The 22,139-nt window shown below is 65.3% G+C and carries 18 protein-coding genes and 4 tRNA genes; 13 read left to right on the top strand and 9 right to left on the bottom strand.

All coding sequences use genetic code 11. From position 1 onward, the window contains the following. Window position 1 precedes the first annotated feature (1 nt). Genes pstC through pstB form a run of 3 tightly spaced genes read left to right on the top strand, consistent with a single transcriptional unit; the run spans window position 2 to window position 2,690 of the window. Entirely contained in the window at window positions 2–994 is a 993-nt protein-coding gene (pstC, locus tag ACQPYR_RS40645) for a phosphate ABC transporter permease subunit PstC (RefSeq protein WP_433625025.1), read from the top strand. Beyond that, a complete protein-coding gene (gene pstA / locus ACQPYR_RS40640; RefSeq protein WP_433625022.1) occupies window positions 994–1,899 on the top strand; it encodes a phosphate ABC transporter permease PstA in 906 nt (301 codons plus the stop codon). Before pstC ends, pstA begins: the two co-directional genes overlap by 1 nt. Before the next feature lie 14 nt (window positions 1,900–1,913). Next, entirely contained in the window at window positions 1,914–2,690 is a 777-nt protein-coding gene (gene pstB / locus ACQPYR_RS40635) for a phosphate ABC transporter ATP-binding protein PstB (protein ID WP_040686399.1), read from the top strand. A 198-nt stretch (window positions 2,691–2,888) separates the two neighbouring features. Here the strand turns inward: pstB and phoU are convergent, their stop codons facing one another. From phoU to ACQPYR_RS40615, 4 genes are all read right to left on the bottom strand, one after another. Continuing rightward, window positions 2,889–3,551 carry a phosphate signaling complex protein PhoU gene (phoU, locus tag ACQPYR_RS40630; RefSeq protein WP_433625019.1) on the bottom strand — a complete coding sequence of 221 codons (663 nt, stop codon included), beginning with the start codon at window positions 3,549–3,551 and terminating at the stop codon, window positions 2,889–2,891. Between the two features lie 100 nt (window positions 3,552–3,651). Continuing rightward, window positions 3,652–6,042: an LCP family protein gene (locus ACQPYR_RS40625; RefSeq protein ID WP_433625017.1), complete on the bottom strand. Its 2,391-nt coding sequence runs from the start codon at window positions 6,040–6,042 to the stop codon at window positions 3,652–3,654. 222 nt (window positions 6,043–6,264) lie between these two features. After that, window positions 6,265–7,419: a tRNA dihydrouridine synthase DusB gene (dusB, locus tag ACQPYR_RS40620; protein WP_433625014.1), complete on the bottom strand. Its 1,155-nt coding sequence runs from the start codon at window positions 7,417–7,419 to the stop codon at window positions 6,265–6,267. Between the two features lie 64 nt (window positions 7,420–7,483). Then, window positions 7,484–8,350, bottom strand: coding sequence for an SDR family oxidoreductase (locus tag ACQPYR_RS40615; RefSeq protein ID WP_433625011.1), 867 nt, complete (start codon window positions 8,348–8,350; stop codon window positions 7,484–7,486). 22 nt (window positions 8,351–8,372) lie between these two features. Here ACQPYR_RS40615 and ACQPYR_RS40610 point away from each other — a divergent pair, with 22 nt between their 5' ends. Together ACQPYR_RS40610 and ACQPYR_RS40605 are read left to right on the top strand one after the other, a co-directional pair. Further along, complete coding sequence (locus tag ACQPYR_RS40610) at window positions 8,373–8,891, top strand: hypothetical protein (RefSeq protein ID WP_433625008.1); 519 nt, start codon at window positions 8,373–8,375, stop codon at window positions 8,889–8,891. After that, complete coding sequence (locus tag ACQPYR_RS40605; protein WP_433625005.1) at window positions 8,888–9,106, top strand: hypothetical protein; 219 nt, start codon at window positions 8,888–8,890, stop codon at window positions 9,104–9,106. The genes ACQPYR_RS40610 and ACQPYR_RS40605 overlap by 4 nt, the downstream gene beginning before the upstream one ends. Before the next feature lie 120 nt (window positions 9,107–9,226). Here ACQPYR_RS40605 and ACQPYR_RS40600 read toward each other — a convergent pair whose 3' ends face one another. Together ACQPYR_RS40600 and ACQPYR_RS40595 are read right to left on the bottom strand one after the other, a co-directional pair. Next, entirely contained in the window at window positions 9,227–10,192 is a 966-nt protein-coding gene (locus tag ACQPYR_RS40600) for an acyl-ACP desaturase (RefSeq protein WP_433635375.1), read from the bottom strand. A gap of 862 nt (window positions 10,193–11,054) precedes the next feature. Continuing rightward, window positions 11,055–11,127, bottom strand: a tRNA-Lys gene (locus ACQPYR_RS40595). An 850-nt stretch (window positions 11,128–11,977) separates the two neighbouring features. Between ACQPYR_RS40595 and ACQPYR_RS40590 the strand changes: the two genes are divergently transcribed. The 6 genes from ACQPYR_RS40590 (at window position 11,978) to ACQPYR_RS40565 (ending at window position 14,915) form a co-directional block, all read left to right on the top strand. Beyond that, on the top strand, window positions 11,978–12,643 hold the full coding sequence (locus tag ACQPYR_RS40590; protein WP_433625003.1) for a TetR family transcriptional regulator: 666 nt from the start codon (window positions 11,978–11,980) through the stop codon (window positions 12,641–12,643). A 93-nt stretch (window positions 12,644–12,736) separates the two neighbouring features. Then, window positions 12,737–12,809: transfer RNA gene (locus ACQPYR_RS40585), tRNA-Glu, on the top strand. A gap of 29 nt (window positions 12,810–12,838) precedes the next feature. Beyond that, window positions 12,839–12,912: transfer RNA gene (locus ACQPYR_RS40580), tRNA-Asp, on the top strand. A 59-nt stretch (window positions 12,913–12,971) separates the two neighbouring features. Beyond that, window positions 12,972–13,045 (top strand) — tRNA-Phe (locus ACQPYR_RS40575). Window positions 13,046–13,385: 340 nt separating this feature from the next. After that, window positions 13,386–13,613 (top strand): hypothetical protein, encoded by a 228-nt coding sequence (locus ACQPYR_RS40570; RefSeq protein WP_433625001.1) that lies wholly within the window; start codon window positions 13,386–13,388, stop codon window positions 13,611–13,613. 582 nt (window positions 13,614–14,195) lie between these two features. Continuing rightward, window positions 14,196–14,915 (top strand): polyprenol monophosphomannose synthase, encoded by a 720-nt coding sequence (locus ACQPYR_RS40565; RefSeq protein ID WP_433624999.1) that lies wholly within the window; start codon window positions 14,196–14,198, stop codon window positions 14,913–14,915. Between the two features lie 271 nt (window positions 14,916–15,186). On the opposite strand, the gene ACQPYR_RS40560 is transcribed toward ACQPYR_RS40565, so the two are convergent. The 3 genes from ACQPYR_RS40560 to ACQPYR_RS40550 all read right to left on the bottom strand — a co-directional run bounded on the left by ACQPYR_RS40560 (window position 15,187) and on the right by ACQPYR_RS40550 (window position 19,820). Then, the gene (locus ACQPYR_RS40560) at window positions 15,187–15,594 is read right to left on the bottom strand and encodes a hypothetical protein (RefSeq protein ID WP_433624997.1); all 408 of its coding nucleotides are present in this window, start codon (window positions 15,592–15,594) and stop codon (window positions 15,187–15,189) included. A 321-nt stretch (window positions 15,595–15,915) separates the two neighbouring features. Next, window positions 15,916–17,364 (bottom strand): HAD-IB family hydrolase, encoded by a 1,449-nt coding sequence (locus ACQPYR_RS40555; protein ID WP_433624995.1) that lies wholly within the window; start codon window positions 17,362–17,364, stop codon window positions 15,916–15,918. Further along, window positions 17,364–19,820, bottom strand: a complete 2,457-nt coding sequence (locus ACQPYR_RS40550) for a glycerol-3-phosphate 1-O-acyltransferase (protein ID WP_433624993.1) — start codon at window positions 19,818–19,820, stop codon at window positions 17,364–17,366. The genes ACQPYR_RS40555 and ACQPYR_RS40550 overlap by 1 nt, the downstream gene beginning before the upstream one ends. A 121-nt stretch (window positions 19,821–19,941) precedes the next feature. Between ACQPYR_RS40550 and ACQPYR_RS40545 the strand changes: the two genes are divergently transcribed. After that, window positions 19,942–20,706, top strand: coding sequence for a DUF2127 domain-containing protein (locus tag ACQPYR_RS40545; protein WP_433624991.1), 765 nt, complete (start codon window positions 19,942–19,944; stop codon window positions 20,704–20,706). 92 nt (window positions 20,707–20,798) lie between these two features. Beyond that, a complete protein-coding gene (gene nbtS / locus ACQPYR_RS40540; RefSeq protein WP_433624989.1) occupies window positions 20,799–22,109 on the top strand; it encodes a nocobactin biosynthesis salicylate synthase NbtS in 1,311 nt (436 codons plus the stop codon). Window positions 22,110–22,139 lie beyond the last annotated feature (30 nt).

The raw sequence follows: 22,139 nt of genomic DNA, 5'->3' as shown, positions 1-22,139 counted from the left end.
TATGTCGAGTGAACCGAGCACCGAACCGGACTCACCGAAAGGTCCGGCCGCAACACCGGCCAGGAAAGGCCACAACCAAGGGGCCGAGGTCGTCTTCCGGTCGCTTGCCACCGCAGCGGGTGCCACGGTCGTGGCGGCCATCGCACTGATCGCCCTGTTCCTATTGATCCGGGCTTGGCCCTCGATCATCGCGAACGAGGCGAACTTCTTCACCACCAGCGAGTTCAACACCACCAATGCCGACCACCTGAGGTTCGGCATCCGGGACCTGCTGATGGTCACGGTGTTGAGCTCGATACTCGCGCTGGTGATAGCGGTGCCCATCGGTGTGGGCATCGCACTGTTCCTGACCCACTATTCGCCGAAGCCGATGGCACGTCCGTTCGCGATGCTCGTCGATCTGCTCGCGGCGGTGCCGTCCATCGTGTTCGGTCTCTGGGGCTTCCTGGTGCTCGCGCCGAAGCTCGAACCCGTCGAGACCTTCCTGAACAAGAATCTCGGCTGGTTCTTCCTGTTCTCCGACGGCAATGTGTCGATCTCCGGTGGCGGCACGATCTTCACCGCGGGGGTGGTGCTGGCGGTGATGATCCTGCCGATCATCACCTCGGTTTCCCGCGAAGTCTTCAACCTGACACCCCGGTCGCATATCGAGGCCGCGCAGGCGCTCGGCGCGACCAAATGGGAGATGGTCCGGATGACGGTGCTGCCCTACGGCCGCAGCGGTGTGATCGCCGGTTCCATGCTCGGCCTCGGTCGCGCGCTCGGTGAGACGATCGCGGTATTGGTGATTCTGCGCACCTCGGCACAGGCCGGTCACTGGTCGCTGTTCGACGGCGGCTACACCTTCGCCTCCAAAATCGCCGCCGCCGCATCGGAATTCAGTCAGCCACTGCCGACCGGCGCCTACATCGCGGCCGGCTTCGTGCTGTTCGCGCTGACCTTCATCGTCAATGCGCTGGCGCGGCTCGTGTCCGGTGGAAGGGTGAACGGGTAATGACCACCACGACGACTCTCGACAAGCCGGTCAAGGCGCCCACCTTCCGGCATGTGAGCGCGGCCCGCCGCCTCAAGAACAACCTCGCGACCGCAGTGGTCTGGGCCTGCTTCGCCATCGCGCTCGTGCCGCTGATCTGGGTGCTGTTCATGGTGGTTTCGAAGGGCCTCGAGTCCGTCGTCTCGCCGGACTGGTGGCAGAAATCGCAGAAGGGCATTCTGCCGGACCAGACCGGTGGCGGTGTGTACCACGCGATCTACGGCACCATCGTGCAGACCGTCGTCGCCGCGATCCTGGCGGTGCCGCTCGGCATCATGGCCGCGGTTTACCTGGTCGAATACGGGCGTGGCGTGCTGGCCAAGGTCACCACCTTCATGGTCGACATCCTCGCGGGTGTCCCGTCGATCGTCGCGGCGCTGTTCATCTTCGCGCTGTGGATCGCGACCTTCGGCTTCCCGCAGAGCTCGCTGGCGGTATCGCTGGCGCTCGTACTGCTCATGCTTCCGGTGGTGATTCGCAGCACCGAGGAAATGCTGAAGCTGGTTCCCGACGAGCTGCGCGAGGCGTCCTACGCGCTCGGAATTCCCAAGTGGAAGACCATCGTTCGGATCGTGGTGCCGACCGCGGCGCCCGGCATGATCAGCGGCATCCTGCTCTCGCTCGCCCGCGTCATGGGTGAGACGGCGCCGGTGCTGGTGCTGGTCGGCTACAGCAAGTCGATCAATACCAACCTGTTCGACGGCAATATGGCGTCGTTGCCGCTGCTGATCTACCAAGAGTTGGCGAACCCGGAACCGGCCGGCCGAGCCCGGGTGTGGGGCGCGGCGTTGACGCTGATCCTGTTGATCGCCCTGTTGTACGCGGCGGCCGCGGTCGTCAACAAGCTGCTCACGCGGAACCGATAGAAGCGAACGGAAAAATGGCCAAGCGGATCGACGTCAAAGACCTGAATATCTACTACGGCAAATTCCATGCGGTTGCCGATGTCAAGCTGTCGGTACTGCCGCGCAGCGTGACCGCCTTCATCGGCCCGTCGGGTTGCGGTAAGTCCACCGTGCTGCGTTCGCTCAACCGGATGCACGAGGTGACCCCGAATGCCCGCGTCGAGGGCGCGGTGCTGCTCGACGGCGAGGACATCTACGGCTCCACCGTCGACCCGGTCGGCGTGCGCCGCACCATCGGCATGGTGTTCCAGCGCCCGAATCCGTTCCCCACCATGTCGATTCGCGACAATGTGGTGGCCGGACTGAAGCTGCAGGGTGTGCGCAACAAGAAGGAGCTCGACGAGGTCGCCGAGCGTTCGTTGCGCGGCGCCAACCTGTGGAACGAGGTCAAGGACCGGCTGGACAAGCCGGGCGGTGGCCTCTCCGGTGGTCAGCAGCAGCGTCTGTGCATCGCGCGCGCCATCGCGGTATCGCCCGATGTGCTGCTGATGGACGAGCCGTGTTCGGCGCTGGACCCGATCTCCACCCTGGCGATCGAGGACCTGATCACCGAGCTGAAGAAGGAATTCACCATCGTCATCGTCACGCACAATATGCAGCAGGCCGCGCGCGTGAGTGACCAGACCGGCTTCTTCAACCTGGAGGCACAGGGCAAGCCGGGCAAGCTGATCGAGATCGACGATACCGAGAAGATCTTCTCCAACCCGGGCCAGAAGGCGACGGAGGATTACATCTCCGGTCGCTTCGGATAAAGCACAACGTCAAAAGGCCCGCACTTGGTGCGGGCTTTTTACGTTCAGCCGGTCCAACTGATTTCGCGAGCACATGGGTAACTCACCGGGGACCGGCTAACTCGATCTGCTCGTTCCGGCGGCCGCAAATGTCACTCTTGGGCGCCTGAAGGCGCGGGGAGGGCGGAACAGCCCGCGTAGAACGCGGGCCTTCGATATTCACAGTTCGACGTCGGGGTCCGCCGGCAGCTCACCGGTGACCAGGAAGATCACCCGGCGCCCGATCTCCACGGCGTGATCGGCGAAGCGCTCGTAGTAGCGGCCGAGCAGTGTCACATCGACGGCAGCGGCGACGCCGTATTTCCAGTCGCGATCCATCAGCAACGTGAACAGGTGACGGTGCAGATCGTCCATCGCCTCGTCGTCCTCGTTGAGCTGCGCGGCGCGCTCCGGATCACGGGACTCGAGCACCTCCTTGGCGCCCTCACCCATATTCACCGCGATGCGGCCCATTTCCGCGAAGTAGCCGTTCACCGCCTCGGGCAGGGCGTGGTTGGGGTGGCGGCGCCGGGTCACCTTGGCGACGTGCAGCGCCAGCGCGCCCATCCGGTTGACGTCCTGGACGATCTGGATCGCGCTCACTACCTGCCGCAGATCACCCGCCACCGGTGCCTGCAGCGCAAGCAGGGCAAACGACTTCTCCTCGGCGTCGGTGATCATTTCGGCGATCCGGTCGCCCTCGCTGATCACCGATTCAGCCAGAGTGAGATCGGCCTGGAGCAGCGACTGGGTGGCCCGTTCCATCGCCGAACCCGCCAGACCGGCCATCTCGCCCAGCAGGTGGGCAAGGTCGGCCATTTGCTCGTTGTAGATGACACGCATGAATAGAGACATTAGTGCGAGGTCTTGACCTAGTCACCAACACAGGGTTAATGGGTGGTGCCGAACGATTGCGACGGTGTTGCCCCAGCTCGCGGCGGCACTACTTGCAGGTTTCGTCGGCGGCGTTGACGTGCTCCAGGTCCGAAGGCAGTGTGACCGGTTCCGCACTCGCCACGGTGACCGAGACGTTCGAGATCGGATCGCCGACCGGGGTCGGCGCACGCACCGTACCCGCATAGTCAGCACCGATCACGACCTCGACGATGCCACCGAGACTATTCGACTGCTCCATCGTCGCCCCGGGCAGGGAACTGGCCACCGTGGCCGCCTCGGCCTCGTGGCCGGGCCCGAAGCGCACCTTGGTGGCGACCTCGGAATTGCCGCCGGAGTAGTTGCCGGTGTTGTAGATCTGGAAGCCCTGATTGCCGAGCTTGGTCGCCGCCTTATTGGCCGCGCCTGCCGTCTCCGATCCATTGGAGACCAGCAGCGATACCGAACTCGGATCGACCGCGGTCAGCTTCGGCGGCGCCGGCTGGGCCGATGGGATCGAACCGGGAGCCGGGGTCGACTTCTTCTCGCCGGGCAGCGGCTGGTCATCGATGACGGCGCGGAAGATCGCCTTGATATCCGAATCGCGCGGGATCTCGTTGCCGTAGGAGGTGGTGCCCGCGGTCGGGATGGTCAGGAAGGTGACCGCGCCCGCGTCGACCTTCTGCAGCGAGCGGCCCAGGGTCAGCAGGTCGGTCGGTTGCACCTTGTCGACGAAGGTGTGGCTGGTGAATGCGGAGATGAAGCCGTTCAACTTGCCGGGATCGAAGAGCACCCGGCTCGACAGTGCGCCGCGCAGCAGCGAGGCCAGGAAGCGCTGCTGCCGGTTGATCCGGTCGTAGTCGCTGCGTTCCTCGCCGTAGACGTGCCTGGCGCGCACGTAGTTGAGTGCGGTCTCGCCGTTGATGTGCTGGCGGCCGGAATTTTCCAGGACGGTACCGAGGATGCCGTCGATGATCGGCTTGGGCGTGCAGACATCGACGCCGCCGACCTGATCGACCATCGCCTCGAATCCGGCGAAGTCGATGCCGATGAAGTGTCCGATGCTCAGACCCGTCATCTTGCGGATCACATTGACCAGACACTTTGGTCCGGCGAGCGCGTACACGGCATTGAGCTTGTCGCCCATGGCCGAGGGGAACACCTCGTTGGTGTATTCGGCCTTGTCGTTGTCCCAGCCGTTGCACTGCGGACGGGTGACATCGAGGTCACGTGGGAACGAGACCACCACGACGCGCGAACGGTTCTTGGGGATGTTCACCAGCATGACGGTGTCGGCGCGGGAGCCCTCGGCATCGTCCAGGGTGCCTGCACCCACCTGTCCGTTGACACCCGCGCGGGTGTCGGTTCCGACGAGGAGGAAGTTCTCGTCGCCGAGCTGGGCGCCGGAGTCGAGGACGTCTTCCGGATGATCGTCGAGCGCGGAGACCTGGGTGAAGCCATTGGCGGTCGAACGTAAATAGCTCCAGCCGCCGCCGGTGACCAACAGCGCGACCACCGCACAGATTGTCAGGGTGGCCCGGCCCGCGACCTGTAGCCGCCTATTGCGGCGCTGTCGGCTCGCGGCGAGCCGGGACAGGCCGACACGCGTCGATGCGGCCGCGGTCTCCGGGGCGTCCGGATCGGTGGTCGGCCAGCCGATGGTGCGCTTCTTCGGTCGCGGGGTCTCCTCGACCGGGGGGATGACGTCGGTGACGACCTCCGGCGGCTCTTTTCCGGAAACCGTCGATGCGCGGCGTTTCCCGGTGCGCGCCGTCGTCGGGGTGCCCGCGATGTCGTCGACGACCGGGGAGGCCCCGGAACGGCGGGCGGCGTCGGCTTTGGCGGCTGGAGTGGCCGTCGTACGGGGTGCGTCGGCCTTGCGTCCGGCCGGGGTGCTCGAGGTACGCGGTGCGTCGGGATTGCGTGCAGCCGGGTTGCCCGAGGTGCGGGGCGCATCGGTCTTGCGCCCGGCTGGGGTGCTCGACGTACGAGGCGCGTCGCCTTTGCGTCCAGCCGGCATTGCAGATGTGCGCGGCGGTGCGTCGGCCTTGCGTCCGGCCGGGGTGGCCGAGGTGCGGGGTGCGTCGGCATTGCGTCCGGCGGGCATGGCCGATGTGCGGGGCGGTGCGTCCGCTTGGCGCGCGGCGGGAGCGCTCGATTTACGTGGCGGGGTGTCACCTTGGCGTGCGGCGGACTCCGGCGGCTTCGGGGCCGCCCGGTTCGCCTGCGTGGGCGGTGCATCCGGAGTCGTGGACCGGCGTCTGCGCCCGCTGCGTTCGTTGTCGACCTTCTGGACCAGGTCCTGAACCGTCAGCGGTGTCGAGCCGGAATCGGGATCGTTATGTCGGGCTCTCCGGGACGATCGTGCACCGTCGCGTTCGGTGTAATCCGCCGTGGGATAGCGCTCCCACGGGGCGCGACCTCCGGGCCGTGGCGACTGCCCGTGCCGATCGTCACCCACCAACGAACCTCGCTTTTCGTCTCCGCTGCCGTTTCGGCCGCTTTCGACCCGCATGACCGATTCCGCCAATGATAACGATTCCGCCACGGCGAGCCAGCCCAGTGCGAAATCGACGGGCCGAGGTTATGTTGCGCATTTGTATATGTGCTGGTCGGAGGGTTTTTGACGATCGGGTGACAGTGCGATTGCACGTACAAGTCGCTTGCCGGTCGCCCGGAACGATCAGCCGCCGCTGTGCATCAGATCCGCGCCCGCGGGGACGGCCGGATCGTCGGGATCGTCGAGCCAGCCGTGTGGCAGCGCCACCTTGCCCGGCGAACCCTGACGGCCGCGCGGACCCTCGGCATCGCGGGGGAATGGCGCGGTCGGGTCGAGTTCGCCGATGAGGTCCTGCAATTGAGTGAGACTCGACACAGTGGCGAAGGAGCGGCGCAGGTCCGCACCGACCGGAAAGCCCATCAGATACCAGGCCATATGCTTGCGCAGATCGCGCATGGCCTTGTCCTCGCCGAGGTGTTGGGCGAGCAGTGCGCCGTGCCGGTACAGCACCTCGCCGACGCGGCCGAGATTCGGCGCCTCGGGCAGTGCTTCGCCGCGCAGCGCCGCCTGCAATTCGGCGAACAACCACGGGCGCCCGAGGCAGCCGCGGCCGACAACGACTCCGTCGCAACCGGTTTCGTCCATCATGCGCACCGCGTCGGCGGCGGAGAAGATATCGCCGTTGCCGAGCACCGGAATCGTTGTGACGGCCTCCTTGAGCCGCGCGATCTTCGTCCAGTCGGCCTGGCCCGAATACCGCTGTGCGGCGGTGCGGGCGTGCAGTGCGACGGCCTTCGCGCCCTCGGCCTCGGCAATGCGGCCCGCGTCCAAGTAGGTGAGGTGGTCGTCATCGATGCCGATGCGGAACTTCACCGTCACCGGAACGCCGGCCGGTTCGGCGCCGGAAACCATCGCCTTGACGATCTTGCTGAACAGCGCGCGCTTGTACGGCAGCGCCGCGCCGCCACCCAGCCGAGTGACCTTCGGAACGGGGCAGCCGAGGTTGAGATCGATGTGATCGGCCCAGCCTTCACCGACGATGATCCGCACGGCCTCGCCGAGTGTCGCCGGATCGACACCGTAGAGCTGCATCGAGCGCGGATGCTCGTCCTCGTCGAAGGACATCATGTGCAGCGTTTTCTCATTGCGCTCGACGACTGCCCGCGCGGTGATCATCTCGCACACATAGATCGACGTGGAGCTGCCGAACTCCCGGCACAGCTTCCGGAACGCCAGGTTGGTGATGCCCGCCATAGGCGCGAGCACCACCGCCGGATCGACCGGATACGGCCCGATCCGCAGCGTGCTCTTGGCTTCGGCAGTAATCGTCACGCCCATCAGTGTCTCATCAGCGGCGGGGTTGTCCTCGAGCCGTATGCGCTGACGTGCGCTGACCCACCTGCTATTCGCCGCGGAGTCTGCGGTGGTAGATCTCGCGCACGGCCGGGTCGGGTTGGGCGTAAGCCGTTGTCGCGCCGGTGAACTTCGCGACACCCAGCTGTGCGCGGTAGGGCAGCAGTTGTGCTGATTTGATGATGGCCGCGAGTCGGCGCGGCACGGTCACCAGCGGTTTGTCCTGCTGTACCGATTTCACGATCGCCTGCGCGACATCCTCCGGATCAACTGTGGTCAGGGGCGTAATCCAGGCCGGCATATTGGCGCCGGCGGACAGTTCGGTGCGCACGATGCCCGGCAGCACCGCGCCGACGTGCACGCCGTGCTCCTTCATCTCCAGATGCAGCGCCGAGGTGAAACCGACCACCGCGTGCTTGGTCGCGCAATAGGTGGCCAGGCCCGGAAAGCCCTGTGTCCCAGCCAAAGACGCGATATTGATCAGATGTCCACTGCCGCGGTCTTTGAACCGTTTGACGGCGAGCCGCGAACCGTGGATCACCCCATTGAGGTTGATGGCGATGATTCGTTCGGTCATAGTCTCGTCCTCTTCGGCAAACAGGCCGGTCGGCATGATCCCCGCATTGTTGACCAGCACGTCCAGCGGGCCGAGTTCACTGTCCACGGTGTCGAGGAAGGCGGCGAAGGATGCCTTATCCGTCACGTTCAGGGGTAACCCGACGATCTTGGCATCCGGGTCCGCACCCAATTCCGCCGCCGTTTTGGCGACCAGCTCGACATCGATATCACCGATCGCGACCGCGGCGCCCGCCCCCAGGAATGCCTCCGCGGTGGCCCGCCCGATCCCGCGTGCGCCGCCGGTGATCGCGACGACCTTGCCGGTGAGCGCCCCGTCGCCCTTCGATGTGCTGGACATATCCTCGGCCTCCTGCGGTCCTGTGAGTCATGGCCGGTCAGCGCGGCGCGCCGTCGGCGGCAATACCACCAGTGTCGAGGTTCGCGGGCGGATCGTCGGCGGATTCGGAATCGGGCCCCGAGATGATTCGATCGAGGGCACCGCATCAGGCGATGACGACTCCGGCGTGGAGTTGGGCAAGACGGCCGAGGCAAAGGCCTCCGATACGCGGGCCGGCAAGTCCGGACAGCGGCGGGGCACCCTGTCGATTCGCGTGTCCACCGTGGTCGTGGGCGCGGTAATAGCCGCATTGGTAATCGCGGTCGCGGTGCTGGGCGGCTTGCTCGTCTCGGCACGCGGTGATCTTGCCGATCGAAACGATCGGGAAGCCGCGGATAAGCGGGCCGAGCAGGTGGCCACCGAATACGCGGTCGGCGCGGCCACCGTCAATTACCAGGACATCACGTCTTGGGTGGCCGAGCTGAAGGCGAATACCGTTCCGCAGCTGGCGAATAAGTTCGATGCGACCGCGCCCAAGCTCGAACAGATTTGGTTCCGTTGAAGTGGACCTCCACCGCCGCGCCGATTACCGCGAAGGTGATGTCGGAGCAAGGGGGTATCTACAAAGTCGATGTGTTCGTAAATGTGAGTTCGACGAATGCGCAGAGTCCGGAAGGCGCGCAGACAACGGTGACCTACAACGTCACGCTGGATAAGAACTCGGATTGGAAGATCACCGATGTGGGCGGTGTCGACGACGCACTGCCGGTGAAGTAGCGCCGCAAGGAGTTTCGGTTGTTGAAGCTATAAGTTCGCCACTGAGCTCGTTGTTGCCGAAAATAAACGCGCCGCCGCCGGAGAAATCCGGCGGCGGCGCGTTACGTTTGCGGGTCCAGATCAGCCGGCAGCGACTCCGGCGAACTCGCGCTTCTTCGCCTCGCGGGCGAGCATGCGGTCGCGCTGCTCTTCGAACTTGACGACGTCCTGACTCAGCTTCTCCAGGAAAAGGCCGAGCCGTTCGCGCACGGCCTCGCCGCGTGCGGTGAAATCGGTGCGCTCGAAGATGTTCCACTTCTTCAGCACGGGCTGCACCACTTCTTCGAGGTGCTGGCGCAGATCGTAGATGCCGTGCTTGGCCATCAGTACGCCGTTGCGGCGGAAGTTGGGCATACCGGCGCCGGGCATCTGGAAGTTCTCCAGGATCAGCGTGATCGCCTCGAGCGCCTGGTCGGGGGACAGATCCAGGGCCGCGCCGCACATGTTGCGGTAGAAGATCATGTGCAGGTTCTCGTCGGCGGCGACGCGCTGCAGCATGCGGTCCGCGATCGGGTCGTCGCAGACCCGGCCGGTATTGCGGTGGCTGACCCGGGTGGCCAGCTCCTGGAAGGTCACGTACGCGACCGAGTGCAGGAAGCCTGCGTCGGCCTCGGTCGGCGAAGCGAATCCGTTGGTCATGTGGATCATGCGCGCCTCTTCGAGCGCCACGGGATCGACGCCACGGGTCACCACGAGGTAGTCGCGCATGACGATGCCGTGGCGATTCTCCTCGGCGGTCCAACGACCCACCCAGGTACCCCAGGCGCCGTCCTGCGAGAAGTTCTCGGCGATCTCGCGGTGGTAGGAGGGCAGATTGTCTTCGGTGAGCAGGTTCGTGATCATGGCCGCCTTGGCGACTTCGTTCAGTCGGGACTGCTCGGGGTCCCAGTCCACCCCGCCGAGTGCCGCGAAGTTGCGGCCCTCGTCCCACGGGACGTAGTCGTGCGGATGCCATTCCTTTGCCAGGGAGAGGTGCCGGTTGACGTTTTCTTCGGCAACCGGCTCCAACTCCGTGAGCAGCTCGAGTTGAGTCAGATCCCTTGCCATATACAAGCCCTTCATGTGTGTGCGCTCTTGCTGGTCAGTCCCCCGGGGTAGACCGTGTGCCGATTCGGCCATACCTTACGGCACCGTAGGTGTGATGCGAAACGCATCTGGCTGACAAATGAGACCTCGTGATAGAGGTCATATGCCGACGTCGGCGTTCGACAACCACACCGAGTGTAGGGGCTCGGCCCGCAGCAAGGGGTTTATCGCCACCGGCCGAGAGTCGTTAGCCCAGCGTGCCGTAACGCACAACGCCGCTGGTGTCGCCACCGTGATCGGTCCGCTTCGCCGCCGAAAAGGCCGCCCGAGCGCACCACCTGTGTTCTCGGCCAACGCTTCTCCGATCGCGCTGTCGATGCCACCACGCTTGCCGCTGCCGCGGAGCAGACCGCCGAGTATGTGTCCGATGCCGTCGCCGGGCCGCGTCTGTGGTGCGCGCCACCGCTCCGCTGCTCGGCCGGACAGCCGTCACGATCGGAGGCGGCATCGGCGACGCTGGCGTGTTCCTGCACGCCGAGGGCTGATCCGACGCGCCGATCGGCGAGCCGCGCCTCGGCTCGGTCGCCCTGGGTGGCGATCAACCGAGCAATACCACCTTCGTGTCGGTGGCCTGGTCGACTTGTCGGCGACCTGTCCAATGGGAATCCGAGAAAATCGAATCATCGAGCGAAGTCATCGGCTCCACGTGTTGCCGGGTGATGCCCTCGGGTGTGCGGCGGCGACGGTATGGACGGTATGGACGGTATGGAAAAGCCTGCCGCGGAATGTGGTGTTTCATGGCCGCAGCCGATGTGTGTCGCGACTGCGCGCTGTCTGGAATATGACTCAGGCGTCCGGTGTGGAAACCGGACGCCTGAGGAGGTGCCCCCAGTAGGGCTCGAACCTACGACCTGCGGATTAAAAGTCCGTAGCTCTACCAACTGAGCTATAGGGGCGCGGATGGACAGTGTAGTGGGCCGGGCCCGGATCGGGTAACCGGGGGCGGGGCGCGTCGGTTGGGGGCGTGGATCGGTTCGCTCGGGGATGTCGGGTGCCGGTGCCGAGTCGTGCTGGTGCACCGGGTAACACGATGCGTGCGGGTAGCGATGCTGCCGGTAAACAATTGGTACCCAGCTTTGTTCATTCCCACCCAGCCGGGCTACCATCCAATCATGTTGCGTACCAATGTCTTTGGATTTGCGGGGGGTTTAGGGCCAGTGCGCGGGGGGACGCAGCGAGGCGACTGGCCGGTGTCGCGCGGACGGCTCCGCGGCGACCGGGCCGCTGGTCGACTCGGGTGAACAGTGCTGCGACGCTGTCGAATTCGGAAATCCGAGGCATCGCTTTGCTCGATTGCGTGAAGTTTGCTGTAACAGATATCCGGACGTTTCGGCCGCTGGAGTCTTCGGTTTGCCGCGTGTCGGATGGTGTTTCCGGGTACGGTGACGACTTGGTGAATTACGGAAGAATCGCCGACTTACCCGGCGATCCGGAATTCGGCTTATCGTTGGTGTGCCCGAACGTGTCGCGGCCGGTTCGACCGCTCGCGACTTCCTACGAGTCGACGCCGGGGGAGGCAGATCCGAGACGAAGTAATGCCCAGGTGCGCACCCCCTGCGGCGCACCTGGGCAGGAAAACTATACCAGCTGGTGTGTTTCAGGATTTTCGCAAGTTTTCGTACCGAAAGTTTGAAACGGGGCGAAATCCCGGTTTGAAGTATTGATAAAACTCATAACTTCGCGCCAAGGGTCCGTTCTTTTGGGGGCACCGATTGGCGACGAATAGGCTTCGGAGGCGTTTCGAGCATGGCACGGCAGCAAGAGCGGGCCCGCCGGACACGCGCGGCGATAATCAGGTCCGCCGCCGTTGAGTTCGGGAAGAGCGGCTATGCCGCTGCATCGCTCAACCGCATTTTGGAAGGTTCACGCGCCACCAAGGGCGCCATGTACTTTCATTTCGATTCCAAGGAAGATCTCGCACGCGCGGTACTCGAGACCGCGGTCGACAGATACCGCACATCGGCCGAGCGTTGGCTTGCCAGAACGGATCTCGGTCCGCTCGACGTCCTGCACGGGATGGTCGACGAGGTGGCATTGCGACTCGAGCACGACATCATCGTGCAGGCCGAATTCCGATTGATCATCGAACCGGACTTCTATCGCGATGTGCAGACCGGCGGCGGTCGAATACTCGGCCGCGCCACCAGAGCACTCGCGGTCCGCGCCATCGATCAGGGCCAGCTGCGCGCCGATGCAGACCCGGACCGCTTCACCCGCACCATCTCTGCCGCCCTCGCCGGCCAGCGCTATCTGATCGACCTCCTCGGCAGCGGGGTCGATCTGCGGACCCGGTTCCAGGAGGCGCTCGAGGTCGTGGTCGAGGCGATGGCCACCCCGGAGTGGGCGGAGAAGTTCCGCAACGACGGCTGGCGGGCGCAAGCTCGACTCGAAGAGCTCGGTTTGGGAGCCTGAACAGCCGATTTGGGAAACGCGGCCGATCTGTCATAAGCTATCCCAGCTCCCAACGGACAGCCGTTGAAGCCGGTCCGGAGAAATCCGGGGCGAGCCCCCTTCGTCTAGCGGCCTAGGACGCCGCCCTTTCAAGGCGGTAGCGCGGGTTCGAATCCCGTAGGGGGTACGGTCTTCGGATCGTTGGAAGCAACGCAAGGCCCTGTGGCGCAGTTGGTTAGCGCGCCGCCCTGTCACGGCGGAGGTCGCGGGTTCGAGTCCCGTCAGGGTCGCAAAATAAGCGCCGGAGCAATCCGGCGTTTCGCGTATGGCATTCACCACGGGTGCCTGCGGCCAGGTAGCTCAGTTGGTACGAGCGTCCGCCTGAAAAGCGGAAGGTCGCCGGTTCGATCCCGGCCCTGGCCACTCGTCGCGAGGAGCCCCTGTCCGCAAAGTGCGCGGACAGGGGCTCCTCGTCTTTTGTCATTGTGGGGTGCAACCCCACACCCGCTCGGCGGGGCTCTCGCCCCCCGAACCCCCAGTCCTTCCAGCGTGCCGTTGCTCGAGTGCGACCGTCTATCTGGTGTTGCGCTCCAGAAGTGACGAAGTTCCGGCGCGCATCCGCGTCCGTGCGTATGTTGGAGCCTGCAACTCAGGGGGTGGGCTTGGTCGGCTGCGGCCGACGGGCGTGCTCCGAATGCACATCAGGCAAGTGAACCAGTTGCCGAGCAGAACCGTAGGACTGCGATTCGAAGGAGGAAATCTCATGCGATTCGTCAAGACCGGTGTTCTCGCTATAGCGCTGGCCGGTGCTCTCATGAGCGGGGTCGGTATCGCGCACGCCGACGAAACCATCTCAGTAGACGCCAAGTTGCTGGGCTGCGCGATGCAGGCCGGGATCAGCGCATCCGACCTGACGGAGGCCAATATCGGCCGCTCCATCACTGTCTCCGATGAGGTTGCCGCCCAGCTCAGGGAAAAGGGCTGCCTCTAATCGGCCCGCCGGTCGTCCTGGCCGTCACGAAGCCGGGACGACCGGTTTTCGACCGTGCCCCATCTTGTGCCCACAGGCGCCGCGGAGCCTGGGCCGGATCTTGGAGGGTCATGGGAAAAGGGGGTCTGTTGATCATGGTGGTGGGATGCTGGGGGGATGGCGGAGAAGTGGTATTACTGCTTGAAGCATCAGCGGCCCGAGAGTGGGAAGCAGTGTTGGTTCCGGGACCGGATGGGGCCGTATCCGGATCGGGCTACTGCTGAGCGGGCATTGGAGATCGTGCATGCGCGCAATGCTCGTGAGGATGCTCGGGATCGGGATTGGCGTGCTGGGGAGAAGTGAGGGCGCGCCAGGGGTGGTGTGCGACAACTGATTTCGATGTGGCTCCGGGGGTGGTCGGTGGGGTGGGCGCCGCGATTCGCGAGGTAGTCGGCATGTCGCGGGTATTCGGGTGGCGGCGGGAGCGTGCGGGCGCTCAGGTGGTCTTCAGTTCGATCAAGTACGGTTCTTGGCAATCAGACGAGTGCTCCGGGTCCTGTCGTGGGTCTGCGGGCTGGAACAGGTGAGCAGGGAGGGCGACCCTTGAGGGTTACCGTTGTTGTGCCGACCTACAACGAGCGGGAGAATCTGCCGGTTGCGGTGGAGCGGCTGACGGCGCTGCCGGTGCCCGATCTGCATGTGCTCGTGGTGGATGACAATTCGCCGGACGGGACCGGTGAGATCGCCGACAAGCTTGCGGCCGAGCTGCCGAATGTCGTCGGCGTGCTGCACCGCACCGAGAAGAACGGATTGGGCCGCGCCTACGTGGCCGGGATCACCCGGGCACTGGACGAGGGCGCCGATGTGGTGATTCAGATGGACGCCGACCTGTCGCATCCCGCCGAGGTCATTCCGGCGATGCTGGAGAAGCTAAATACCACCGATGCCGGAGTCGTGCTCGGGTCCCGCTACGTGCCCGGCGGGTCCACCGCCGAGGAGTGGAAGTGGTACCGCAAGGCGCTGTCCGCGTGGGCCAACTTCTACGTGAACCTGATCCTGCGTCTGAGCGTCAAGGACGCCACCGCCGGGTTCAAAGCGTGGAAAGCCGATACGTTGCGCGCCATCGACGTGGCCTCGATTCGCAGCAACGGGTATTCGTTTCAGGTCGAGATGAACTACCGCACCGTCAAGAAGGGCATCACGATCGCGGAGGTACCGATCCGGTTCGAGGAGCGCACCCTCGGCGCCTCCAAGATGAGCCTCAAGGTGCAACTGGAATCCGCGCTGATGCCGTGGAAGCTGCTGTTCGGGCGCTCGGTCTGACACACCCGGTGACGACCGGGCACCAGGTAACGGGGGGATTCGTCCGTCAGCCGGGCATCCCGTCCGGCAAGCAGCCGGGCAGCGTCCGTCAACCGGGCACCCCGCCCACCAACTAACTGGGCACCCATTGGCCGGCCGGGTACCCGGTCTGCCATTTGATCGGCATCCGTCCGCCAGCCGGGTATCCGTGGCTGCCGCCGCTCAACTTCACCGCAGCGGAAGCGGTCGCACTCGCCGTGGCTTTGGCGCGCGGCGAGGCGACGCCCTTCGACTAGGCCGGGCGCCGCGCGTTGCGCAAGATTCTCGGGGTGATGAGCAGGGCATGCCGCAGCACCGGCGGGCAGTCCGGCGGGATATCGGCGGCGAAGCGGTCGGGGACCGGCTGGCGACGCAGTTCGATCATCCGTTCCAGTGAGGTATCCGATTCGCCTGCACTGCGTTCGTCGTCGAAGGGGAGTCGGCCGGTGAGCAATTCCCACAGCACGACCGCGAGTGCGTACAGGTTGATGGAGTCGAGCGTCGCGAGCGCGGCCGGATCGGTCAGCACGGTGGTGCGGAAGTGATCACCGTCGAGGCGATCGGCGATTCGCGCCTGTCGGAGCGCAATGCGGCCGCCGCGCGCGACCTCGCCACGCGGGTTCGGTTGCGCTGGCCGGGCATTGGTTCGCTGACGGGGCATTGGTTCGCTGGTCGGGTATCGGTTGCGCTGGTCGGGTATCGGTTGCGCTGGTCGGGTATCGGTTCGCTGGTCGGGTATCGGTTGCGCTGGTCGGGTATCGGTTGCGCTGGTCGGGTATCGGTTCGCTGGTCGGGTATCGGTTCGCTGGTCGGGCATTGGTTCGCTGGTCGGGTATCGGTTCGCTGGTCCGGCATTGGTTCGCTGGCCGGGTATCGGTTGCGCTGGCCGGGCATTGGTTCGCCGACCGGATATCCGTCCGCCGACCGGGCATCCGGTAGAGCGGAGCCCCCGGCGTACGGGGTGCTGACGGTGCCGGTGGCATCACCGGTCCGGCGACGGCCAGTTCAGCAGGGTGTCGGTGTACAGCTGACGCACGGCTTCGACCTTGTCGTCCATATCGTTCGCGTCCCAACTGCCGACGTCGATCGGGTCGAGGATGGCCACGTCGACGGTGCCCTTGCGCGCGACCATCGAGTTACGCCAGTTGATTTCACCCGCGTTGCGGATCACCACGGGGATCACCGGCACCCCGGCCTGGATCGCGATGTGGAAGGCGCCCTTCTTGAACGGGCCGATGCGCGGTGTATACGACCGGGTGCCTTCGGGTGAGACCGCGATCGACAGTCCGCCGCGCAGCGTTTGCACCACCGGCGCCAGTGCCGCCTTGGCCTGCGTGGTGTTGGCACGATCGATGAAGGTGACCCCGACGAACCGCATCAGTGGACCGAAGATCGGATTCCTCGTCAGCTCCTTCTTGCCGATTCCGGTGACCCCGCCTTCGAGCACCTTGGGCACGATGATCACGTCGAACTGGCTCTGATGGTTGAACAGGAAGACCGCGGGTCTCGGGGCGCGGGCGTTTTCCGCACCGCTGACCCGCAGCCGGATACCGGTAGCACCGAGCGTGGCAGCGGTTCCGTAGGCCATCAGCGCATCGGCCATCTTCCGGCGCTGACGCGTGTAGGACTTGCTCAGCACGCCGAGCAGCGCTCCGGCCAGTAGCCCGGCGAATCCGGCGACGGTGCGCAGATAGTCGGTCGGGCGTGGTGGTCGGCGCGGACGGAACGTCAGTATCGGCCAATTCTGTTCGGCGGCAGCGGTAGCGAGCTTTCGCTCGGGATTCACCGCTACCGGATGCCCGACCACCGAGAGCAGCGGCAGATCGGCGATGCTGTCGGCGTAGACGTAGCTGCGGCTGATATGCAGCCCATGCGCGCCGGCGAATTCGCGAACCGCATCAGCCTTGCCATTGCGCCACAGGGTTTTTCCGTCGGCGTAACCGGTGAGCACGCCATCAGTGGTCGCCATCCGGGTATACAGCACGTGCTCGATACCGAGTTCGGCCGCGGCGGGTTCGACCTGGAATCGGGTCAGCGCAGTGGCGAGCACCACGGTGTGCCCGGCGGCCTCGTGCGTCCGGATCAGCTGCCACGCTTCGGGATACAGGTGCCCGTAGATCTTTTTCCGGAACAGCAGCGTGCCCAACTCGTCCAGCTCGTCTTCGGGCTGCTCGGCGAGTGTCCGCATGGCCTGCTGGAGGAACCGGCTGTATTCGCCATCGGTGAGTCCGTTGCGGATGCTGCCGAGCAGGATATCCGCGGTAATTCGGCTCTTATCGCGCCGGAATGTCCACCGCGACAGCGGCCCGAAACCATCGACAACGGCGGCGAAGTCGAAGACCGCGGCGACTTCCGGCCCCTGCGGCCCGGACCGGATCGCGGCGATGGCCGCCGCGAGATCCGTTGGAACCGCGCGGCTTTGTTCGGCCATCAGGCCCCCCGCAGCGGAATATTGGACGGATCGAGTGCGGCGGCTTGCGAGATCCGGGTCGAGATGATGCGCAGCTGGTCGGCGAACTCATTTCTGCGCCGGGTCAATTCGGCCCTCGGCTTGGCAGAGTCGTGACTCACCCGGGTCAACAACCCGCGATTGTCGGCGAGTTTGAGTGCGCTGGAGAACAGTTCGGTGGAGACGGACTCCGGACTGTGCAGTCGCTGCTGTAGCAGCATCTGCTTACCGACCGCGACGCATTCGTCGATGAACTCCTTGCGATCGATCTCTTCGGCGCTGTCGTGAGCCGCCAGCCGCTCGGCCACCACCAGTTGCGCGTCGATGAATGCGCGCAGCGCGCGGTGCGCCATCATGAATCCGGATGCGGTGAGTTTGTGCAGAACATCCTCGCCGAGGGTGTCCGCCGCGGTGTGCTGGTGCCAATCCGGGTCCACCAGAAGCATTTCCGCGGTCATCTGCGCCGAGAACTCCGCCCGCTCCGGGAAGAAGAATTCGAACTTCAGCAGATCGCGCAGTCGGAATGCCTCGTCCCAGCCCGCCCGCAGCTGATCCGGCGCCTGCGTCTCCAAGGCGGACAGGATCGACAATTCGAGAATGGCGCGGTTGATGAACCAATGCACCGCGCTATTGCGATAGAACGCGGCCTCCAGATGCGCACCCGATTCGATCGAGTACACCGGCTCCAGGCCACCGCGATACACCGTCACGACCTTGGCCAGCGACAACTGCTCGAGCACCACCGCGAGGCTCTGCTCATCACGCAGCGCCGCCAGTTCGCCGCGCGGCAACTCGCGCTTCTCGATGTACCGCAGCACCGGGGCCAGCACATTACGCACCTCGCCGAGGGTGAGCGCACGCTCGTGCACACCGAGCAGCGCCAAGGTGACCAGCGCGTTGACCGTGATCGGGGTGACCCGATTGATACCGTCGGCGACCTCGAAGGCCAACCGCTGCACGGCTTTTCGCTCCAGCTCGGCGACCTCCGCCGACTCGGTGACATTGCTCGGTTCGGTTCCCGCGGGTTCGGTGCGGTGCAGCGGGATGATCGCCGGTGTCGGAATGAGCGGATCCCCATATGCGGCGAGGCGATCGCGCGCCGACAGCGGTTCGCCGAATCGCACATAGACGTGTCCGGCCGAATGCTGTTGGCTGCGTATATAGCGCGCCATCCAGGCCAGGCCCTCCGGCTTCTTCTTCCCGCCCACCTGTTCGGTGGCGATGGCGCCGAGTTCGTTCAGTCGCTCATAGGTGATCGATACCGGGACGAGCAGCACATCGTCGATCCGATTCGAACGGACCGCGGAGGCAAGGTAATTCAGCAGTCCATAGCGCGGCGGTCGCAGCTTGCCGGTGCGGGTGCGGCCGCCCTCGAAGTACCACTCCATATTGAATCGCTTGGCCAACAGGTAGGCGAAGTACTCCTCGACCACCGCCTTGTAGACCTCGTCGTCACCGAAGCTGCGCCGGATGAAGACGGTGCCGGTGCGCCGGGCGATCGGACCCATCGGCCAAAAGCTCAGATTCGCGCCGCCGATCACATGATTCGGTGGAAAGTCGTTGCGGGCCAGCACATCACCGAGTACGAAGGCATCGACATAGGACCGGTGCGAGGGCAGGAAGACCAGCGGATGGTTGCGGTTCAACGCGCGCAATCCGTCCAGGCCGGAGTCGTCGGAGTCGACCTTCCAGGTCGAGGCGTGGATCGGGCGCATCGCCTGGGTGAACAGATCCGAGACCAGCCTGCTCTGGGCGGCGACGAGTTCGTTCAGCGCCTTCTCGGCCCGCCGGTACACCTCGTGCGGACTTGTACCGAGCTGATCGGCGATGAGTTCGAGCCTGCGCAGGAAGTCGGGAGAGTCGAGGATCTCCTCGGCCACCAGCCGCGGCACCTTGTACCGGTCACCGATGATGGAACGTTCGGCGCGTTCCAGGGCGACCACCGCGGCGCGCACGATGGCGCGCGCGAACGGCTCGGCGGAGCCCTTCAGAAGCAGCGCCGCGGCCTCCGGATTATTGGCGCGCAATTCGCTGAGCAGAGCGGGCTGCCCGGTGAGCACCACGTGACGGTCCGGCGATTTGCCGACCAACCGGCGTTGCGCGAGTCGGTTCGGCTTACGCGGATTGGTCAGCAGGGCCAGGTCGGCGAAGGTGATGCGGCGGACCCCGTCGCGCTCCGGCGGGAGCCACAGCACCCGGATCGGCACCACCAGCGGATCGTCGCGTCGTCCGACCAGTCGATCGCCGATCGCATCCGCATCCAGATCCAACTGGGTGATCGGTGCGTCGACGCCGAGTTCGTGTTTCAGTCCGCCGTCGGCCAGCCAGGCGCCGACGAGTTCGCGTTCCACGCCGGAGCTCGCATCGATCAGTGCCACCACCGAATCGGGGGCTGCCGCTCGAGCTGGAGCGGGCGAATCCCCGCGGTGATCGATCATGACTCCTATTGAAGCCCGCCAGTGGATTCCGCGCAGGAACTCCGGCGGGCGAGTTGGGCTTCGGGTATCGACACGGCGTTTGCGATCGCGGCCGATCGCGATGGCGAACTAGGCTGCGCGCATGGATTGGGCGTTACGCGCGTGCGGCTGGCACGGCCACTACACCTACGCGCCGGACGAGCAGGATCTGGCGCAGCGACTGCATGTTCAGACAGTGGCCGGTGTCGCGTGGCGGTGTCTGCGCTGCGGCACGTTCGTACCCGGCGAACCGGTGGGCTCCGGGCCCGCCGACCATGCTCCGGAGGTGCCGCGCGGGCGACTGCTGCGGGACCGCTGGCTGATGCGGGCGTTGGCGATCGAGCGGTTGGTGCGCGGCTTGCTCTTGGTGGTCGCCGCGCTCGCCGTCTTCAAATTCCGGTCCTCGCGCGAGGATATGCGTGCGGCTTTCGACGAGGAACTGCCGCTGCTGCGCCCGCTGGCCGATCAGATCGGCTGGGATATCGACCGATCCAAGATCGTGCATCTGATCGATGACGCGTTCTCGCTGTCGAATACGACGCTGCTGTGGGTGGCCATCGGCATCCTCGCCTATGCGACGCTGCAGGCGATCGAGGCGGTGGGGCTGTGGCTGGTGAAGCGCTGGGGTGAGTACTTCGCGGTGGTCGCGACCAGCATCTTCCTGCCGTTGGAAATCTACGAGTTGACCGAGAAGATCACCGTGCTGCGCATCGGCGCGCTGCTGATCAATATCGCGGCGGTGGTGTGGCTGGTCTACAGCAAGCGGTTGTTCGGTGTGCGCGGCGGCGGGGCCGCGTATCACGCGGAGCACAGCACGGAGAGTCTGTTGAGCGTCGAGCGGTCGGCGCTCGCGGTGCCTGCGGAGTAACCCTCTGCTGTGGTCTGCAGCACAGCCCCGGTTTAGACAGGTAATGCTAACCTTACCTTTCTAAGTTAGGTCAGCATAACCTTGGAGGATCGTTGTCGACCACGGAGCGCTTGCGCGTTGAGTATGTGACCGATCCGGCGGCAGCGATGTCCCGGCTGGCGGCGGCCGAGCGCTTCGGCGAATACGTGATGTACGAACGGCCCGGCGAATGGGTATTCGCGGCCGATCCGCTCGGCGGCGTCGAACTCGACGCGAACGAATTGCGCGTGTCCTGGGACGGACGCGGCACCACGAGTGCCTGGGAGGGCAGCCCGGCGCGGGTCATCGACAACGCCCTGGCCACGTTGCCGCTCGGCGGGCGTCGGGCCTACGGCTGGATCGGATTCGAGTTCTGCGCATGGGCATTGGATGCGACGCGGCATCTGGATCCGCGAACCGCACTGGCCCATCTGATGATTCCGCGCATCGAGGTGCGAGTCGGCGAGTTCGGCGTCCGGATTTCCGGTGCGACACCGGCCGAGGCCGATGACATTCACGATCTCATCGCCGCCTCGCAGGAGACCGAGCTGCCGCAGGCACATCCGGTCGATGTGCGTCTCGATCCGACCGGATATCGCGATCGGGTTGCCGAGGCGGTCACGGAAATCCGCTCCGGTCGTTATCAGAAGGTCATTCTGTCCAGGAAGGTCGATCTGCCGTTCGCGGTGGATGTCCCCGCCAGTTACCGGCTCGGCCGCGCCAACAACACTCCGGCGCGGTCGTTCCTGCTTCGCCTCGGTGGACTCGAGGCGGCAGGATTCAGTCCGGAGTTGGTCGCCTCCGTCGACGAGGATCGGGTGGTCACCACCGAGCCGCTTGCCGGGACGCGCGCCTTCGGGCTCGGCGAAGCCATCGATATGGCGGCTCGGGCGGAGCTGATCACCGATCCCAAAGAGATCGTGGAGCACGCGATTTCGGTGCAGACCTCCTTTGCCGAGATCACCGAGGTGGCCGATCCCGGCACGCCCGCGGTCTCCGATTTCATGGCGGTTCGGGAACGTGGCAGCGTGCAGCATCTGGCCTCCACGGTGCGCGGGCGGCTCGCTGCGGACCGTTCCAGCTGGGATGCGCTGGAGGTCCTGTTCCCGTCGGTCACGGCGTCCGGTATTCCGAAGCGGGAGGGCGTCGACTCGGTGTTCCGTCTCGACGGTGCGCCGCGTGGTCTGTACTCCGGTGCCGTTGTGACGATTTCGCCCAGTGGAGCGATGGAGGCGACGCTGGTGCTGCGTGCGGTCTATCAGACCACCGAAGGCGCGTGGCTGCGGGCGGGCGCAGGCATTGTCGGGCAGTCGCGGCCGGAGCGGGAATTCGAGGAGACCTGCGAAAAACTGGGCAGTGTCGCGCCCTATGTAGTCAAGGCCTAGCAAAACTCATACCCATCAGGGTCGGCCCGC

Origin of the sequence: Nocardia sp. CA-120079 (genome assembly GCF_050955745.1) — a bacterium.
Lineage (GTDB): Bacteria > Actinomycetota > Actinomycetes > Mycobacteriales > Mycobacteriaceae > Nocardia.
Note: the sequence above shows the minus strand (reverse complement) of the source record. Positions and strands in the feature narration are given on the sequence as shown.

What these genes read in the sequence shown, in the direction of transcription:
- pstC (WP_433625025.1), top strand. Translation starts at nt 2, where the DNA reads ATGTCGAGTGAACCGAGCACCGAACCGGACTCACCGAAAGGTCCGGCC.
- pstA (WP_433625022.1), top strand. Translation starts at nt 994, where the DNA reads ATGACCACCACGACGACTCTCGACAAGCCGGTCAAGGCGCCCACCTTC.
- pstB (WP_040686399.1), top strand. Translation starts at nt 1,914, where the DNA reads ATGGCCAAGCGGATCGACGTCAAAGACCTGAATATCTACTACGGCAAA.
- phoU (WP_433625019.1), bottom strand. Translation starts at nt 3,551, where the DNA reads ATGCGTGTCATCTACAACGAGCAAATGGCCGACCTTGCCCACCTGCTG.
- dusB (WP_433625014.1), bottom strand. Translation starts at nt 7,419, where the DNA reads ATGGGCGTGACGATTACTGCCGAAGCCAAGAGCACGCTGCGGATCGGG.
- ACQPYR_RS40615 (WP_433625011.1), bottom strand. Translation starts at nt 8,350, where the DNA reads ATGTCCAGCACATCGAAGGGCGACGGGGCGCTCACCGGCAAGGTCGTC.
- ACQPYR_RS40600 (WP_433635375.1), bottom strand. Translation starts at nt 10,192, where the DNA reads ATGGCAAGGGATCTGACTCAACTCGAGCTGCTCACGGAGTTGGAGCCG.
- ACQPYR_RS40590 (WP_433625003.1), top strand. Translation starts at nt 11,978, where the DNA reads ATGGCACGGCAGCAAGAGCGGGCCCGCCGGACACGCGCGGCGATAATC.
- ACQPYR_RS40570 (WP_433625001.1), top strand. Translation starts at nt 13,386, where the DNA reads ATGCGATTCGTCAAGACCGGTGTTCTCGCTATAGCGCTGGCCGGTGCT.
- ACQPYR_RS40560 (WP_433624997.1), bottom strand. Translation starts at nt 15,594, where the DNA reads ATGCCCCGTCAGCGAACCAATGCCCGGCCAGCGCAACCGAACCCGCGT.
- ACQPYR_RS40555 (WP_433624995.1), bottom strand. Translation starts at nt 17,364, where the DNA reads ATGGCCGAACAAAGCCGCGCGGTTCCAACGGATCTCGCGGCGGCCATC.
- ACQPYR_RS40550 (WP_433624993.1), bottom strand. Translation starts at nt 19,820, where the DNA reads ATGATCGATCACCGCGGGGATTCGCCCGCTCCAGCTCGAGCGGCAGCC.
- ACQPYR_RS40545 (WP_433624991.1), top strand. Translation starts at nt 19,942, where the DNA reads ATGGATTGGGCGTTACGCGCGTGCGGCTGGCACGGCCACTACACCTAC.